Source organism: Bacillus sp. DE0042, assembly GCF_007680225.1.
Lineage (GTDB): Bacteria > Bacillota > Bacilli > Bacillales > Bacillaceae_G > Bacillus_A > Bacillus_A wiedmannii.
This window is the reverse complement of record NZ_VEJP01000004.1, coordinates 341,259-359,160: the sequence shown is the minus strand read 5'-3', so window position 1 is coordinate 359,160 and position 17,902 is coordinate 341,259. Positions and strand designations below refer to the sequence as shown.

The window sequence follows — 17,902 nt, the reverse complement described above, 5'->3', positions numbered from 1 at the left end:
ATTTACAAATCACTTACATCAATTATAGAAATTAATAATCATTTTATATCTGTAATAAGTCTATATTCTTCCCTATTTAGATATACATATAATTTCTAATAATTTTTTACCAAATAGATAAACATTTATCATAATTTTATACAATTTGATAAAACATCTATATATAAATAAACATTAAATTTTATATAAAATTAAATTAAAGTTATAATTCACTATAACATATTGGTATAATGATATTTTATTTTATATTTAAATCTTATTTTATATCTAATTAAGAATCTGATATGATATATACATACTTTATGAATTATAGAGAGTAAATAAGGAGGTAAACTTTCATGACACAAGATTTACTGTTTATTACAAAACCTACAGTAACAACAAAAGAAGCAGCAGATTTAATGGGAGTTACCGTTCAGACCATTCTAAAGAAAGAAAAAGAAGGTCTTATAGAATGTGTATATAAAGATAATTGGAAGCAATTCGGAAGTAAAATATTCTATTTAGAAGATATTGAACGGTTAATGAATAAAGATGAAATAAAAGGATTAAGTACAAAAAAAGCAGCAGAAATTCTAAACGTAGCACCCTCTACAATCTTTACATATATTAAATCCGGGAAATTAACAGCCACAATGGTAGAAAAGCTGGGTAAACAAGTATATGTCATTAATGAAGAAGAACTAAAAAATTTCCAGCTTAATTACGAAAAAACTACAACAAAAGAACGTAAAACATTCATTACTAAGATTCAAGATACAGACATTTATTTGTATCAATTATTGATACATCGACATACAGGAAAAAAAGCTAGGGTAATAGAAATTAATGGATCCGATGGAAAGGTTCTTACAGAGGATGAAGAAATTTTTTCATTATCAGCTTATAAAGAACATAATTATTCCCTTGAACCCTTCAAAAAACACAAAGTGATTACGAAGCGAGGGTATTTATCTTTTACATTTAAAAAGCCTCAATTATTTAATTCTATTACTTATAATCTAATAAATTTATTTTATAAAGAGCTTGGTGTCACAAATATGCGATTGGCTTCTACACAAGATACCATCAGGTTGGAAATTAAACCATTTGTTTTACAGGTAGAGCCATTACAATTCCAAGAAGAGATTAAGTATTTACACTCACATATGATGTCAGGCTCAATACTCCCCCATGTTGAAGGTATTTATTTTAAAAGTAAAGTAGAGCCATTAACTTTTCATGCAGATCATGACTTTAAACAGAAAGTAATTAAAATGGCTGCAGAATCTGGTATGGGGCAAGAAGAGTTTTTATTACAAGCAGTAAAGTCTTATATTGAAAAATTTTGAACTTTATTTACGTTAACATCCTTAATGGCTATATGATTCTAATTTTAAAATATAGATACCGTTTTGTTTCACCCTAATGGTCACATAGCTTGCATTGAGTATGACAAAAGTGATAACTGTCAAAATTCCGAAATAATCATCAGCTATAATAATAAAGCTTAAATTAGTCAAACTACTCCCCACTCAAAATGCTCACGGACTGTTTCAAGTGGGGATAGTTCAAATATTATAAAAAGAGCAATTCCTAGTAAGTACTCTCTCACAAAAAAATATTGGTAGTTGCATTTGCAACCAGTCTATACACCATTCTTTTTTTAGATAGATTCGCAAATAGATTCATTTAACATTCACATGACTATTAAATAATTTATTACAATCATCACTAAATATAAGGACCTTTCAGTTGTATTTCACATTATTTTTAGACTTTATTTGTTGCTATAATGTCTGTTTTAGATTTATTATCATGTGCCTTATATTAAATATGCATAATTACATAATTATTCTTTATATTACGATATTGTAATTTACATTTATAACCTGTAAAATACAGGATGTTAAATAAATTTCCTAGGAGTTGTAAATATGAAAAAATTTATGAGCATGTTAGCTATGTGTTTCGCACTTACACTAGCGTTTTTACCATCTATTTCAAAGGCGGACTCTTCCCCACTACGAAGTGTTAGCATTAGTGCTGTAGGCGATAATAACAAAATGTATAGTGCAAGTTCTTACTTATCTATTCCTGTTCTTAAAGGCGATTACCTTTATGTGAAAGTTAGTGAAGTAGGTACACCAGATTCATATTCTGAGGCTTTAACTGTTAATGGTATTAGATTTGCGGGAAGTTCTTTAGACGAAGTTAGTTCTTATTCTGGTCCATTCGGATCTGAAAAAACATTTAGATTACGTATCAAAGACTCTTACATCTTTTCAAACACATCAAATTCAACAAATACTATAACTTTTGAAGCTAGAGTTCCTTTCTCAATGCAAGTATTATCTAAAACCATATCGGTTCATGTAGAATAACTTATAACATTATTATTAATAAAAAATACATCCCTATAAGGATGTATTTTTTATTTAATAGTAACATAATTCTAATTTTCAATAATTTATGTGGCAAATCAAAGTTTTGTAAATCTTGTTATCCGAGACAAAATTATTGCCGTAATCAAGATAATAAGAGCGGTTATTAAGCCAGATTCTCCAATCCAAATCTCTGACTGATGTCCTGTACTTGCACGTGCGAACGGTCCTTGTATGATGGCATTCCAAGTGGTATGGATGATAACCGAAGGCCAAACGCTACCTGTGATAAGTCGTAAATAAGCTGTAATATAACTGAATGGCACAATACAAAAATAGATGCCAAGTACTGAAAGTAGGACAGATGATCCCTCTACATATAGACCAGCAATAACAATTGGAACATGCCACGATGCCCAAATCAATCCACTAATAAGGATAGGCCGTGAAAACTCTGCATCGACTAGCCTTGTGAGCATATAACCTCGCCAACCCATTTCTTCTCCCAAAACTGGGATTAAGTTAAGTAAACTTCCTAAAATGCCGCTCAATACTACTAGATAAATGAAACTGAATGGTTCCGATAGATACTGAAGTCCAAGTATATTGTAGATTGGTTCTAACATACCACCTTCTGGATGCTGAAACCTCGCAATTCCGCTCAACCAGGCGATAGAATAAGTAATTCCACAAATAACCATAGGTATTAGCAGAGCAAAACCAATGCCCTTCCATATCTTTAAGTTACCGAGACTAAAAGATACATCTTTAAACCCTTCTTTCAGTATTATGCGAGTCAAAATAGAAGAAAACGCTGGTGTAAACATATATACCACAATAAGCGGCATACTTTTAGTAATTATTACTACTACATTTAGGATGATAGAAGTAATGATTAAAATACTCAGAAAGAGTTGAAGTCCTATTTTAGCACGTTGGATTTTATCTTTATTGTGGAATGATTTTGCGTGTAATATCATTGTAATCCGCCCTTCCCCTTTTATTCACTTGTTTATCGAATTTACTTCCTGTCATTTCAACAGACACAACTTAGAATAAAAATATTTTGGCATACAGATTCATTCATCTTTAAAATCCCTCCCAAATTCATAATCTAGTCTTACTTGCGACGCATCAATGTAATTATTATTTATAAGTTGTCATAGCCGATAGTACAAAAGTGTAATGATTAGCATATGACCTGTGTCAATTAAAATTATGACAATATGTAACTAGAAAATATGATATGGAATAGATAACAATTGAATTAAGGCAATTGATTCGTGCAAGCACATGAATGAATCAATCTTGCTTTTAAAAATAATTCAATTGAGGTGGGCAAAAATGAATAAGAAAAGAATAATTGCAATGGCTAGTACAGCTTTATTAGTCACAGGATGTGGAGAAGTAGGAAAGGCTCAAACAGTAGCAGTCGAAAATTCAGGTCAATCAATCCAAAAAAATATAGTTAAATCAATACAATCACAGGCTTACCCATTAAAAACGATAGAGCCTTCAAAATCATTTGAGGATTTAAAACCACTTAAGAAAATGATTGGGAGCGCACAATATGTAGGATTAGGAGAAAATACTCATGGAAGCTCTGAAATTTTCACTATGAAATTTCGCCTTGTGAAATATTTGGTTACTGAGATGGGTTTTACAAATTTCACAATGGAAGAAGATTGGGGAAACGGCTTAAAACTAAATGAATATATCCAAACAGGAAAAGGAAACCCTAGGGAATTTTTAAATTATTTATATCCTACTGATGAAATTTTAGCCATGATTGAGTGGATGAAAGATTATAATGTTGATCCATCCAATAAAAAAAAGATCCAATTTATTGGACTCGACTTAAAGGAATTGGACCAAGGTTGCTTTAATAAAGTAATTGATTATGTAAGGCTGCATCGACCAGATTTGCTGGCAGAAGTAGAAGAAAATTATAAAGAATTGTCGGCTTTTAATGGAAGTACACAGGAATATATGGACCTTGCTCCTGAAATAAAAGAAAAGTTCAAAGCAAACGCTGAGAGAGTAGCTCGATTACTAAAAGATGAGAATAAACAAGCCAACACAGAAATAGTTTCACCCGAGTACATCTGGGCGAAAGCAACGGCAAGTGCAATAGAGAAATTTACCACAATGCTAATTCCTAACGACTATCCAAGTATGTTAAAGCTACATGAGCAATACTTGGCCGATCATGCAATGTGGGCACAAGAGACATTGGGTGGTAAAACGATGGTATGGGGACACAATATTCATATTGCTAAAGGAATTATCGATGAGAAATTATACCCTTATGTTGCGGGGCAATTTTTGAAGGAACGTTTAGACACTAATTATGTCACAATTGGTAGTACAACTACGGAGGGAAATTTCACCTTATACAACGACACCGGAGATAAGATTATAACGGATCTGATTCCACAAGATGTAAATAGTTTCAATTATACCCTCGGAAAAGTACCATATAAAATGTTTTTATTGGATAACCGTCACCTTAAAGGACCAGCAGAGAAATGGATTAAAGCAAAAAGACCATTACTAAGTATAGGGGCACGACTCTTACCGAACGAATCGGCATACTTTGATAAGTCATTGCTTGAGCAATTTGATATTATTTTTCATATTCGAAAAACAAGTCCATCTCATATTAAATAAAAGTATAAAACAATCCCTTCTCGCATCTGCAAGAACGGGATTGTTTTATGGAGATTAATATAAGCATCTTTTTTAACCAGAAGTAGGTTACTCTCCCCTTTTTAGCATCATTTAGAAATGTCATATGACACTTTTACACTAGTGAGAATGACAAAAAAAGCAGTACAATTCGGTTATTACATAGATAGGAGCGATGAACTTTATGAAATCAAGATTCATCCAGAATGGTTATTTTTTATTGCTAACTTTCGTTACAGGATTGTTTTATTTTTGTTTTTATCTAATATCTCTGCTATTCAGCTTCACCCTTTCATTTACGGTAATTGGGATTCCACTAGTTATACGCGTACTACAGACTACTACACCTTTTATCCAATTCGAACGTATACAGACGAAAATTTATACAGATATTTCAACAGACTCTTATGATAGAAGTATAACAATAGATACATCGAACTGGAATCAGGTGAAATTAGTGCTTACAGATCGTCGCACTTGGTCTGCTGTCTTTTGGTTAATGCAGAAATTAGTGATTGGCATTTTCAGTCTCATTAGTGCAATCATTTTTTATGTAATGCCACTTATGTTGCTGTTGGCACCACTACTGTATCAATACATCGAAATGAATATTATATTCATACAGATAGATACTTTTGCCAAGTCACTCTTTGTAATGTTTATGGGTATAGTATTTACCGCCATAAGTATTAAAATAGTAGATGGTTTGACAAAGAAACTTGGGGGCTATACACGTAACATGATTCGGCAACTAAATCGATAGAAGTTTGCAATCTGTGAGTAGTATCGCAGTTTTAAATTTAAAAGTATAATAGGCTTGAAGGATTAAATTATAATATATGAAGTAAAAAGGTAGGCTACTTAGGGGGTAAATGACTTGTTAGATATGGTTAAGTATTGGTTTTGGTACGATTGGATTATGTTAGGGATACGTCTACTTACAAGTGTGTCTATCATCCTAGCTACATTAAGTTTTCAGGATGGGTTAACATTGCCACTTTGGATTATTATTTTTTGGGAGGTTGTTGCCTTCTCAATTCCATGGGTAGCCTTACTGTTCAATTACAAATATTACTTGTTCACAGAAATACTGCTATATGGTGGACAATGTATATATTTAACCTCATTATTTCCGGAAGCTTACAACATATTTCTTATATCAGTGTTTCTAATTGCTGTAAATAGTAAGCATTTGTCCTATTATTGGACAGCTCCAACAACAGTTTTTATAACAACTGGAATTTTCTATGCTGTTGCGCCAAATAATAACTATTGGACTATGGTCACCTACTATGGATTCGCTTATGTAATGGGATTCGCTTTTCATTTATTAATCGCCAATCATAAGCAAAATGAAGTAATTCGTAAACAAAACGCGGTACTTGAGCAATATATGTCTCAGATTGAACGCATTACACTGGCAGAAGAACGGAACAGGCTGTCGAGCGAGCTTCATGATACAGTTGGTCACGCTTATACTTCTATTATTATGGGGATGGAAACGTTGCGTACCGAACTTGCTACTGAGATGGGTATACAGAGGCTAGATTCTCTGCTTGAAATGGGACGTAAAAGTATTGAGGACGTGAGAGGTTACCTACATCAAATGGATTCTCCCTGTCAATCCCCTTCTTTGATTCCATCTCTACAAAATCTTGGAGCAGAATTTCAGGAGCACGCTCAGGTAAATGTAAATTTCAGGACATTCGGAGAGGAATATCAACTGTCTCGGCAAGCGAAAATCGCATTCATTCGTTGCTTACAAGAGTCCCTTACGAATGCAGTACGTCATGGTCAGGGGACCGAAATTATAGTTTCATTGCAGTTTGAACAACAATATACGAGGTTAGAAGTTCAAGATAACGGAAAAGGAAATGTAGAATGGCAGGAAGGCTTCGGTATGAATGCGATGAAAGAACGGGCAATGAATTTGCAAGGTCAATTGTCTGTATATACAAAGCCGGAGGAAGGAATGCTTGTTACATGTACCATACCGCGACAAACTGAAATAAAAGATGGACTTATTCGTTTGTTAATTGTAGACGATCAACCATTTGTTCGGGAAAGTTTGAGGACACTACTCGATAGATATGAAGATTTAAATGTAGTCGGTTTAGCTGAGGATGGCAATCAAGCCATCGATTTGTGTGGGCGCCTTCAACCCCATGTTATACTTATGGATTTAGATATGCAGCACATGGATGGAGTCGAAGCAACCAAAAAGATTAAGCAACAATGGCCACATATCCGCATATTGATTTTTACAACTTTTCAGGATACCGAACAGGCGTTGGAATCACTTCGCAACGGTGCAGATGGTTTTTTACTCAAATCTATTGAAACGTTGGAGCTAGCTAATACAATCCGACTTATTCACAAAGGTGGGACACTGATTGATCAGGGAATGTCTCACAAAATATTTGAGAAGTTTGATGAGAAAAAACAGACACCACAATCAAAAGCAACTACGTATGAGCTAACAGCCAGAGAGATAGAAATTTTACAGCTAGTAGCAAAGGGACTTCGATACACTTCCATAGCTTCAAGGCTGTATTTATCGAATGGCACAGTCAGAAATTATGCTTCCACAGCTTATGCAAAGCTAGGAGTGCGTAACAAAGAAGAAGCTGTTCAAAAGGCTCTAGAAATTGGTATTATCGGATGAGAAAAATGGTTGTTGCTTCTTTAAAACTAGGCAAGCATTAGTTATAAGGTACAATAATATTTGTTTATATTAAATTTCAATGCATTTTTGATAGGTCTGTTATTTTTTAAAATTCATTTGAAAAGAAAATCCCTTCACATGGGATTTTCTTCTTTTTTTATAAGGTGACTAATCATCTTAACATTCCACTTCTCTGGCAGTACATTTTTTGAAATCTAATAACTATATGTAATTAAAGAATTTTATCTAAGCTCGAGTTTTAATTAGAACAGCATTACTCAATATTAATTTCTTCTAATACTATAGATGGATTAGCAGTGAATATAATGAAGTTTAAGTTTGTAGTATGTATCAGTATTCTATTCTTTGAAGAAGATGGCGTTCCAATATAAACAACATGATCAAGCTTATTATAAGGAACGTCATTCATAGATATAGTAAGGATATCTTTTATAGGGATGGTAATCTCTGCTGATTGCCATGCAATCATTATACTATCTTGGAACTTTTTAATGCTCATTCTTGACATTTTATATCAATCCTTTTTCAGTTTTAGATAATTATCTAAATTGATTAAATAAATATATAAACTATTATATATTAATATAATAAATTTATGCGTTTGCATGTAAAATTACATGCGCAAACTTCTTATTACCAAAAAAATACAATCTAATAATTACGATTTGAACTACTATTAATCAATTTTATTTCTTTACATTTGACAGTAATTAACTAGAATTAAATCTCCTTTTCTATTAACAAATTAAAAAAACATAAATTGATGTAATTTTTGTATTTAATGATTAGGAGAATTTTTAGAACATCCACCCAATGAAAAAGACCATTGTACTTTATAAAAGTTACAATGGTCTTTTTATTATTTTTATATCACATTTGATATATTCTATTGCTTTTTGTCTTGCTTCTCAATAATAAATTGTGAAACTAGTACTGACAATGCTTCTACTTTTTCTTTTATTTTGTTAGATTGATTCGATATCTCCTCGATTGATGCTGCTTGTAATTGGATTGATTGTACAGTTTGAGTTGTTTCCTTAGCTACTTGCGTTGCACTTTCAGAAACACTCGACATAGAGGCATTAACTTCTTCTGTACCAGCAGACATTTCTTCTGTTGCTGCAGATACTTCTTGAATTTGGCTAGTGATTTTATTAATAGCCACCATAATAGATGAAAATGCTTGATTTGCTTTATTAGCAGTTTCCTTTCCTTCCGAAGCTTTTTGTTGCCCTTTTTGCATTGCATCAACTGTATCTTTTGTATCTTGTTGAATGGCTAGTATTAAATGATTGATTTCATCCGCAGATGCTTTAGACTGTTCAGCTAAATTCCCTACTTCCGCTGCTACCACTGCAAATCCTTTTCCATTTTCTCCAGCACGTGCGGCTTCAATTGAAGCGTTTAAGGCAAGAAGGTTTGTTTGTTCAGCAATATTAGTAATCGCATCCAGAGCTTTATCAATTTGCTGTGTACGCATAACAAGTCTCTCTATTACTTTGGATGTTTCTTCAACAACCTCATGAATACTATTCATTTGAAGTATAGATTGTTTAATTACTTCACTACCAGAATTGACTTGTTCTGTTGTTGTGACCGCCACTTCTGTAACCGTTGCTGAAGACTCAGCTACAGTTTGAACGCCAGTCGTAATTTCTTCCATTGATGAGGAGCTTTCTTGAATACTAGTAACTTGCCCTTCTATTTTTTTATCAACCTCAGATATAGTTTGAACTACCTCTCTTGATATATGAGATGCTCGTTTAGTATCTTGCAACATCCCATTGGTAGAAGAAATGACCTCTTGAGTTGTAATTTTTACTTCTCCAATTAATTGTTGTAAGTTGTCCAACATACTATTAAAAGACCTTACAATACTTCCTAATTCATTATCCGATTTATAAGAAGTACGTATCATTAAATCACCTGCAGATACCCTTTCCATATCTCTTTCTAATAATACAATTGGTTGTCTAATTGCACTTTTAATGATATAGCCAATAAAAATAACGATTGCAATTGCTATAATTGAGATACTAACAAACAGCATTATAGTATTTGTTGCACTAGCTGTATTATTTTTTTGTAATTGATCTGCATTATTATTATTAACCTGAATGAGCTCACCAATAGCCTGCACTGCCTTTTTCATATTAGGGTCAACTTCTTTCAGATAATAAGCATATGCTTCATCATTATTAGATTGTCCCAAATCTTGTACTTTCCTCAATTGTGTTCTTAATTCATTAAATACTTCATGAAATGTTGTATATAATTCTTTTTCTTTATTAGAACTAACTCTAGACTCAAACTTCTTTATTAACTGATCAGTTTCTGAACGAGCTACATCTATTTCTGTCAAAAGCTCTTTTATTCTTTTTTGATCTTTAGATAGAATAGTTTCCTTTACATTCATATTGATTAGATAAAAATTAGACTCTATAGCTCCTATCCACTGAATTGGTAATAAACTATCTTCATACATCATATTTGATGCATGCTCCCCTTTTTTCAGGCCAAAAAATCCTAGCATAGATAATATTATACAAGCCACACTTGCTATAATTACTAATACACTTAATGTTGTGCCAATTTTACTGTTTTTAAAAAACGACAATTAACTCCACCTCATTGTTATATTATGATTAAATAATTTTATATGTAAAAATAAAAGACATTTAAATATTTATATCCATTAAAAAATCGTATAAAGTTTTCTAAAATAAGAGAGTTTATACTTAAATCTAAATTTAAAAATAGTCCGGTAAAAAGAGCGTGTTTTCATCTATTTATCTAAACACGCTCCTGCAAATATTTAAACCCTATAGTAATCGCTTTTTCCATTCTTAATTCCTTTTTACTAATACATATCTTTTTATATACGATTATCATGCCAGAAGTTTATTGGAAAATGATCATTCTGATTATAAGCTTCAAATTCATAACCTTTTTCTTTTAATCCTTTTATAATTGCTGGAACTGCCGCGACAGATTGGGGATGAATATCATGCATTAAAACAATTTCTTTTGAAGATGTCGCACCTGCCAATACATTTTGCACAATTTTTGCGGCTGCTACATCAACGGCTAATTTATTGTATTTCCAATCTAAAGAATCAATTGTCCAATCCCATACTTTTAAATCATATCCGACCACTTCATTTCGAAGTGATTCATTTAATCCAGGCATTGATCCATATGGTGGCCGTGTTAATTTCGGTGAGTTTCCAATAACATTTCTAATTAAAGATTGATCCTCTTTCATTTCCTTAACATATTCCTTATTGGTGTATAACCTTTTAAAATCATGTGTCATGCTATGCATGCCAACATAATGGCTCTCTTCATGCTCTCGTTTCACTAAATCTGGGAACCTTTTCACATTATTACCAATTAAAAAGAATGTTGCTTTCACATTATTTCTTTTTAATATATCTAACAGGTTAGCTGTATACTTTCCTGGTCCATCATCAAAAGTTAAATATACAACTTTTCTTTCTTTTCCATCAAAACGACTAGGTATCGACTTTCTAAGTTCATTTTTAGGTAAACTGCTCACTAGTTGAACACTGTTTACCTCTTTCGCATTTACCAGCTTAGGGTTCGTTATTGATTGAAACATGTAATAACCAATTGCTACTAATGTAATAGCTAACAATACACATAAAATTCTTTTTTTCTTTAGCTTAATTTTCATACCATAATTCTTCTTTCTATCCTATTATTCCACTATATGTTATTTAACCAAACTCATTTTGCCTTTGCTAGTAGTTTTAACAATCTGGATAAGCCCTATTAATTTCCTGCACTACTGCTCATACCATTTCCAATAATAGTTAGAACTAATGGATATAACACTGGCCCTAAGGTAAGGAAAATGTTTAAAAGTATAATAAACTTATATAAGAAACTGATTTTTTGATTATTAAGATTTAAAAATATCAAGATAACTAATGTTATTATAGTAATTAAATATAAGAATAAGATTATCAACCAATAGTACATCATTATAGTAACATTCCACTTTCCTAATAGTTGGTATGTAATCCCTACTACTATTCCTAATACTGCAGCATTAAAGGAAATAAATAAAGTTCTATATAGTATTTTAGGAAATATTTTATAATACACAGTTTTATTTGATAGATCTATTAAAATGGCCAAAGATAGATATGCCAGTAATACTCCCACCCAATTTAATATCCAATCTTGATTTCCCATTAAATTAAATAAAAGTGCAATAGCCCCTCCTAATGCAAAAATCAAAGAAATCATAATATTATTTAAAGCTGATTTCATGATGTTCTCACTTCCTTAATAATTTTTATGATAAAGCATTGATGTTTACTCTTAAGTTATCCTTTTCATATTAAAAGCCCTTTTTATTAATTGAGAACCTGTTTGATACTATTCTTCCATTACTTTTCTTGAACTCATACTTTCTCCTATTCCCCATACAATATGTGTACCTTGATTCAAATTTTGTTTTAAAGCATTTTTTGTATATAGTCTTTTCCCTCTTTATCTACTAATTCTTTTAATAACTTATATAAATAATTATTACTAGCTGTATATGCACCGCTTAAAAATAGTTCTAATGTTTTATCTACAAACCCAGATGCTATTCTAACTGCCAGTCTATCAGCTATTTTTTTATTATCAATCCCAATAACTTGTATGGAAATGCCCTCATGTAATCTGGTCATCATACCTAAAAACATACATGAATAATAAATACCAATTATTTCTGGTCTTATTTACTATTCTCACAACTATGCAGGTGCTTGGAAAATTTATCATACTTTATTATAATTAAGTATATATTAACAACATATTTAGTATAAGTAAATAAAATTAATTTTAATTTAATTTTATTACTTATTTAAAGGGGGTCACGCATATGAACAATATAAATGTTGGTCAAAAAATTATGGCATTTAGAAAAGGTGCCGGTTTAACTAGTAAACGTTTAGCTGAATTAGCTGATATAACACCTTCCATGTTAAGTCAGATTGAAAAAGGAATCACGAATCCATCATTACAAACACTAAAATTAATTTCTTTAGCATTAAATATTCCTTTATTTAATTTTTTCTTAGAAGATACTAATACGGAAGAATTAGTCGTAAGAGCTAATCAAAGAAAAAAAATGACTTTCCCTGAAAGTGGTAACGTTTCATATGAGTTATTATCTCCCAATTTAGATGGATCACTAGAATTAGCTTTAATGAATCTGTTACCTCAAACCGCTTCATCTATAGAACCTGTGGCACATAAAGGTGAAGAAATAGCATTTATTATGGAAGGACAAGTAAAACTATATTTAAATGATGAGGTTTTACTTCTCAATACAGGTGATAGTGTTAAAATCCCACCATTTGCAAAGCATAAATGGGAAAACACTTCTTTAAACAAAGTCACTGTTATATTCGGAGTAACCCCACCATCTTTTTAATTCCAAATACTATAGGATAAAAGTTAGAGAAAATAATTCTCTAACTTTTTGTATACATAACTATATTTTAAGCAAATAAAAAACTGGTCTCATAATTATATAAGATTAAAAGCTAAACAATTAAGAATAGTAAAGTAGAGCTTTTTAATTACATGCTTAATTTACTTTTTAATGTCCAGTATTTTTCCCCATTAGCGTCAAAAGAGAATTCGACCCATCCATTTGGATCTTCACGATAAATAAAGATGTTTGTTCCAGGAGTTAATGTACCAACATTATTTTGCGTTACATCTACATCTGATCTACTTTTAATTTTCAAATCAAATGGATAAGGTACATAGTAATAAACAGCTGATGATATAATTTTTGTGCTCGAACCATCTAAATACTTTTTATACGGTATTTCATTAGATAACGCTTCAACATCTAATGTTTCAGGACTCTTTGGTAATTTTTTTGCATATGTATAGTCTTCTGCACGGAACGGTTTCATACGTTCCATAATACCCGCAATTTTTTTAGCCCAGCCTTTATCTGATGCATATTTCACGTTCATACCAGCTAACGTTGGTCCGTTATAATGCATACCACTTTCTTCTAAATATCTCTCTCGTACATAATTAGCGTTATAAGCAATACTATCGCCGTACGTCGGTAAGTATTTTGCATATTTAAATGGATCTCCATCATATGCACGTAATCCGAATAGATTATGTTTTTGATATGCAATTTCTGATTTACCGTATCCAGATTCTAAAATCGCATGCGCCGCTAAATAATGAGCATTCACGCCATATTGATTTTGCGCATTGATAAAATCTTGCCCATGTCCAACTAATGGACTATCTGAATGATATTTTGCTATAAAACTATCAATCTCTTGAGCTGTGATTTTGGAAGCAACTGTTAAATTCAAATCTTCATATGATGTAGCAGTAATAATCTCTTTTTCCTCTAAAACATTCTTTGGAGTTAGTTGCATCATATCTGTTTTTGCAGTAAGTTGAGCAGCTTCGGCGCGTGTTATCGATCTATTAGGTTGCCAACCGTTATCAGTACCCACGGAAATTTTTAAATCAATTAAAATATTGGCGAATCTTTCACCCCAATGGCCTTTTAAATCCTGAAATTTACTTTGGTTATTATAATTTGCTGTACTTTGAAGTTTATAGGCATTTACTAGCATTGCCGCCATAGAAGCGCGCGTTACTTTTCCGGATGGATTGAAGATTCCATTACCTTCGCCTTTAATAATGCCAGCTTTTTCAGCAGCGGCAATATAAGGCGCCCCCCAGTGGTTTTGTGAATCTGTAAAGGATGGTTTTGCATTGTAGTCAATTTGTATACCTAAAACTTTTGTCATTATTGTTGCGGCGGAAGCTCTGTCTAGTGAATCATTTGAGCCAAAACTTCCGTCTGGGTAACCACTTAATACTTGTTTATCCACTAAATAATTAACGGATTGCTCTGCCCACTTAGGAACATCAGAAAATTTTTGAGTATTTGCTAAAGTATTAGAAGAATAAGATAATATTGCTCCTGCGAGGATACTTGTCGCGATGAATTTGTGCTTCATAAAAAAATATACACCTCTACCATACTATTGTATTTATCAAATTGAGATTTTCTATTTTTATATTTACTTGCCTGTAATCATAATCAGATTGTATTAACATGCATTCAATTTGATGTAATGATTATAGTTACTTATATGTACAAGTGTCAATAGATGTCTTTTATAAAAATGTATGATATTTATATGAATTTGAATTTCCACAATATCATAATTGACTCATGTATAAGGTAGATTTAATAGTTAAATTTCCTCCCGGTATTGTAAGTCTCTTTAACTTAATGCAGTGAAAACTTAAAGTTGGTATTAAATGCTATTACTTTACATTTGGTTGCAAAATCAATAATAAAATTATTAAAGTAAATGTAGTTAATTTCCTTTAGAAGAGCAAATAATAATTAATTTACATTTAATTATATTTACTTATAATTAATACCGTGTTAACGTGTATTTAATAATAGAATATTTAGCCTTTGTTAATTAAAATTAAGTTCTTATAATTATTATATACTTATATTAAGATTTATATTATAATAGATTTGTCTGTTATTTGTTTTAATTCATTTGATTGGGCAATTCCTTTATAAAGAGGATTGCCTATTTTTTTACAAACCAATTACATATTTCCCCTGTTTGATTTAAGTGATTGAACCCGAAATCAAATATGGTATGCTACATATACAAAATACGGTAATTCTTTGGATCGTATAAGCTAAAAAGGACGAGATACTTTAACATCACGTCTCATAACTGCTACTTATGTATGTATTATCCTTTTTTAGACCCACGCTTGAGCTTCCTAAGGCGAAGAGTGGGTCTTTTACTGTTCTTTTTTGCAGTTTCTTTCTTAGTACCTATGTTGAAAGCTAACACAAATTACTCGTATAATCTCTTTTAATAGTTTATATAATAACCTCACATTCACAAGATATACAGTCACCATTAAATACTTTAGTTTACTATAACATGAATATGTATACTTGAAGATTTATAATTTTATAGATTAAATATAGAACAAAAAACCATTTTTTAAGACATATACAATATACATTTATCAATTTTTACAAGCGTTAAATATATATCGTTTTAATAGATTAATATAAAATAAAGGGGAATCTTTTATGTCAAAACCAAAATTAAAAAGGTATTTTGGGACGCTAAGTTTAACATACGCATTACTTATTTCTACAATGCCAGCAAGTGCTGGTTCAGGATAATAAGTGTTAGAGACAAATAACCTAATGCCTATGAATTTGATTATAATAGTGCAAAAGGGACAGTTGAAATTTTTTACAGGGATAAAAAAGATAATACTAAAACAAAGATAGAGAAATGTTATATGAATAACCACACGTGTTATGTACCAGATAAATGATAAATGAAAGTAATAAAAACACTCAATAGCAGTGTTTTTATTACTTTTCTTATAGACAATTAAAATATTACTTTAAAGATATTGGTGGTACTAACAATTCTCTTTTAAATTAACTCTTTCTTCTACTTTAAAATAGTAGACCATGATTATGTTACTATAATTTCAATATATACTTTTTCAAATTATCTTTTCTTTACTCGTTATTTATTTTCACCAGTTTTTCTCCTTGGTCTAAAATTGCGTCATAGTCATTTTTTTCTTTAATTTCTTTTATTTTATTTTCAATTGTGGGCGTATTATTTATATTAAAGTACGTATTTAATACTTCGTAGGGTGTCTTTCCTTGTTTGGTTGCACTATCTTCAATAGCTTCTTTCCATGGAATATTTGCTCTGTCCATGCTTAATTCAAGAGCTGAACCAGTCTCATATCTCATATTCCGCTCTAAAAACCTTGGAGATTCTGCTTGTCCATTAGCAATGAAGTTGAAAGCCTCCATAAAAGTAACATGATATGGCTTCTCATTCTTTGCAAGTACCATAAGTTTCCCACCAGTTAACTTACTATAACGATACTCTAAGTATCGTGCTGAACCTTCTATTGCTTCAGTTTTTGTTTCTCCAATCAATTGTGGCCATTTATTATAGCGATAGTTACGTACAATTGTCCAATCATATAATGCTTGAATAATATTTTCTGGGTTCGTATCAACCATTGCTTTATCTAATAACTTAAATTCTAATCCCATTAATGCATAATTTTCTTTATTTATCGGATATTCGTGAATATACTCTCCACCATTTGAATCATATGTCCAATCTTTTTGTTTATAAACATGAAAAGCCTCATGTAATAAAAAAGACGAGAAATCAAAATATAAATCTGGATTAACAAACATTTTAGGATAATATTTAAAATAAAATACATCCATATCGTTAATATTTATTGTCCCAAAGTTCCAAGGCATCCAGGTAGAAACCGTTCTAAAATCAAAACGAGTTAAACGATAGACTTTAGGTAGATGCAAAGAATTTGGGACTTTTATTTCTTTTGCAAAAATACTATTTTCTACTCCTTTTACATTAACTGCATAAGCTTCTTGTCTAAAGAATCCCCCATCTTTATTACTATGTATCAGTACTAATGGCTTTTTTTCGAAATGATAATCTTCATTCCAAAGTTTATCATTCGATTCTTCGAAACTCTTATAAATAGTAGATAATTCATTTAACATGTTTTGATCCGTTTCATTTAAAAACTTAAACTCAGTATGATATGTTTTATTTAAAATTATGCTTCCCAACATAATTCCTATAAATATCACCAATATGATTAGAATTACTCTTAAAAACTTTTTCATCAGACACTCCTTTTCTATAATAATTCTTATTTTAAATAAGGTTTACAAATTTGGAATCACTATACAAAGAGGCTTTGCCTTTTCAACGTACAATGAACTTCAGCAATTACTAGCTACTTCCTGAACATTGTTCTTCATTTACCAACCTGTTTATGCTTTTTTTAAAATTTGCAACAGAACTAAAAATTTCTTACTATTACTTATTATCCATTATTAGCTGGAGCCTCTTCTATATTCCCATCATTACTTGGTGGCGTTAGCGTTCCATAGCCATCCCCATTGTTTGGTGGCGTTGTATTTCCTTGGTCACTCCCATTGGTTGATGGCGTTGTATTTCCACGATCACTTCCATTGGTTGGTGGCGTTGTATTTCCACGGTCACTTCCATTAGTTGGTGGCGTT

Annotated in this window: 15 protein-coding genes; 6 read left to right on the top strand and 9 right to left on the bottom strand. The window is 31.3% G+C overall.

The window, feature by feature from the left end; translation table 11 throughout:
• Positions 1 to 338: 338 nt before the first annotated feature.
• Positions 339 to 1,331: a helix-turn-helix domain-containing protein gene (locus FS802_RS18180; protein ID WP_098654323.1), complete on the top strand. Its 993-nt coding sequence runs from the start codon at positions 339 to 341 to the stop codon at positions 1,329 to 1,331.
• Positions 1,332 to 1,916: 585 nt separating this feature from the next.
• Entirely contained in the window at positions 1,917 to 2,363 is a 447-nt protein-coding gene (locus FS802_RS18175; protein ID WP_098654322.1) for a hypothetical protein, read from the top strand.
• A gap of 98 nt (positions 2,364 to 2,461) precedes the next feature.
• Here FS802_RS18175 and FS802_RS18170 read toward each other — a convergent pair whose 3' ends face one another.
• Positions 2,462 to 3,343: a CPBP family intramembrane glutamic endopeptidase gene (locus tag FS802_RS18170; protein WP_098654321.1), complete on the bottom strand. Its 882-nt coding sequence runs from the start codon at positions 3,341 to 3,343 to the stop codon at positions 2,462 to 2,464.
• 364 nt (positions 3,344 to 3,707) lie between these two features.
• Between FS802_RS18170 and FS802_RS18165 the strand changes: the two genes are divergently transcribed.
• The 3 genes from FS802_RS18165 (at position 3,708) to FS802_RS18155 (ending at position 7,716) form a co-directional block, all read left to right on the top strand.
• Positions 3,708 to 5,033, top strand: a complete 1,326-nt coding sequence (locus tag FS802_RS18165; RefSeq protein WP_144525320.1) for an erythromycin esterase family protein — start codon at positions 3,708 to 3,710, stop codon at positions 5,031 to 5,033.
• Positions 5,034 to 5,235: 202 nt separating this feature from the next.
• On the top strand, positions 5,236 to 5,814 hold the full coding sequence (locus tag FS802_RS18160) for a sensor domain-containing protein (RefSeq protein WP_098654319.1): 579 nt from the start codon (positions 5,236 to 5,238) through the stop codon (positions 5,812 to 5,814).
• 114 nt (positions 5,815 to 5,928) lie between these two features.
• The gene (locus FS802_RS18155) at positions 5,929 to 7,716 is read left to right on the top strand and encodes a helix-turn-helix transcriptional regulator (RefSeq protein WP_144525318.1); all 1,788 of its coding nucleotides are present in this window, start codon (positions 5,929 to 5,931) and stop codon (positions 7,714 to 7,716) included.
• 274 nt (positions 7,717 to 7,990) lie between these two features.
• On the opposite strand, the gene FS802_RS18150 is transcribed toward FS802_RS18155, so the two are convergent.
• The 5 genes from FS802_RS18150 to FS802_RS18130 all read right to left on the bottom strand — a co-directional run bounded on the left by FS802_RS18150 (position 7,991) and on the right by FS802_RS18130 (position 12,446).
• The gene (locus FS802_RS18150; RefSeq protein ID WP_098654317.1) at positions 7,991 to 8,245 is read right to left on the bottom strand and encodes a SunI/YnzG family protein; all 255 of its coding nucleotides are present in this window, start codon (positions 8,243 to 8,245) and stop codon (positions 7,991 to 7,993) included.
• Between the two features lie 378 nt (positions 8,246 to 8,623).
• Positions 8,624 to 10,354, bottom strand: coding sequence for a methyl-accepting chemotaxis protein (locus tag FS802_RS18145; protein WP_144525316.1), 1,731 nt, complete (start codon positions 10,352 to 10,354; stop codon positions 8,624 to 8,626).
• Between the two features lie 258 nt (positions 10,355 to 10,612).
• On the bottom strand, positions 10,613 to 11,434 hold the full coding sequence (locus FS802_RS18140) for a peptidoglycan-N-acetylglucosamine deacetylase (protein ID WP_088106857.1): 822 nt from the start codon (positions 11,432 to 11,434) through the stop codon (positions 10,613 to 10,615).
• A gap of 98 nt (positions 11,435 to 11,532) precedes the next feature.
• Positions 11,533 to 12,036 (bottom strand): DUF3902 family protein, encoded by a 504-nt coding sequence (locus tag FS802_RS18135; protein WP_088106856.1) that lies wholly within the window; start codon positions 12,034 to 12,036, stop codon positions 11,533 to 11,535.
• A 188-nt stretch (positions 12,037 to 12,224) separates the two neighbouring features.
• On the bottom strand, positions 12,225 to 12,446 hold the full coding sequence (locus FS802_RS18130) for a serine ammonia-lyase (RefSeq protein ID WP_255291335.1): 222 nt from the start codon (positions 12,444 to 12,446) through the stop codon (positions 12,225 to 12,227).
• Positions 12,447 to 12,637: 191 nt separating this feature from the next.
• Between FS802_RS18130 and FS802_RS18125 the strand changes: the two genes are divergently transcribed.
• Positions 12,638 to 13,192, top strand: a complete 555-nt coding sequence (locus FS802_RS18125; RefSeq protein WP_098654314.1) for a helix-turn-helix domain-containing protein — start codon at positions 12,638 to 12,640, stop codon at positions 13,190 to 13,192.
• Positions 13,193 to 13,340: 148 nt separating this feature from the next.
• Here the strand turns inward: FS802_RS18125 and FS802_RS18120 are convergent, their stop codons facing one another.
• The 3 genes from FS802_RS18120 to FS802_RS31670 form a co-directional block, all read right to left on the bottom strand.
• A complete protein-coding gene (locus FS802_RS18120; protein ID WP_098654313.1) occupies positions 13,341 to 14,768 on the bottom strand; it encodes an S-layer homology domain-containing protein in 1,428 nt (475 codons plus the stop codon).
• Between the two features lie 1,565 nt (positions 14,769 to 16,333).
• Entirely contained in the window at positions 16,334 to 17,500 is a 1,167-nt protein-coding gene (locus FS802_RS18115) for a hypothetical protein (RefSeq protein ID WP_144525314.1), read from the bottom strand.
• A gap of 203 nt (positions 17,501 to 17,703) precedes the next feature.
• Positions 17,704 to 17,902 (bottom strand): hypothetical protein (locus FS802_RS31670; protein ID WP_260989080.1); only part of this gene is annotated, 199 nt, incomplete at its 5' end.

Coding starts and splice junctions, on each gene's coding strand:
- FS802_RS18180 (WP_098654323.1), top strand. CDS start 339: ATGACACAAGATTTACTGTTTATTACAAAACCTACAGTAACAACAAAA.
- FS802_RS18175 (WP_098654322.1), top strand. CDS start 1,917: ATGAAAAAATTTATGAGCATGTTAGCTATGTGTTTCGCACTTACACTA.
- FS802_RS18170 (WP_098654321.1), bottom strand. CDS start 3,343: ATGATATTACACGCAAAATCATTCCACAATAAAGATAAAATCCAACGT.
- FS802_RS18165 (WP_144525320.1), top strand. CDS start 3,708: ATGAATAAGAAAAGAATAATTGCAATGGCTAGTACAGCTTTATTAGTC.
- FS802_RS18160 (WP_098654319.1), top strand. CDS start 5,236: ATGAAATCAAGATTCATCCAGAATGGTTATTTTTTATTGCTAACTTTC.
- FS802_RS18150 (WP_098654317.1), bottom strand. CDS start 8,245: ATGTCAAGAATGAGCATTAAAAAGTTCCAAGATAGTATAATGATTGCA.
- FS802_RS18140 (WP_088106857.1), bottom strand. CDS start 11,434: ATGAAAATTAAGCTAAAGAAAAAAAGAATTTTATGTGTATTGTTAGCT.
- FS802_RS18135 (WP_088106856.1), bottom strand. CDS start 12,036: ATGAAATCAGCTTTAAATAATATTATGATTTCTTTGATTTTTGCATTA.
- FS802_RS18130 (WP_255291335.1), bottom strand. CDS start 12,446: ATGATGACCAGATTACATGAGGGCATTTCCATACAAGTTATTGGGATT.
- FS802_RS18125 (WP_098654314.1), top strand. CDS start 12,638: ATGAACAATATAAATGTTGGTCAAAAAATTATGGCATTTAGAAAAGGT.
- FS802_RS18120 (WP_098654313.1), bottom strand. CDS start 14,768: ATGAAGCACAAATTCATCGCGACAAGTATCCTCGCAGGAGCAATATTA.
- FS802_RS18115 (WP_144525314.1), bottom strand. CDS start 17,500: ATGAAAAAGTTTTTAAGAGTAATTCTAATCATATTGGTGATATTTATA.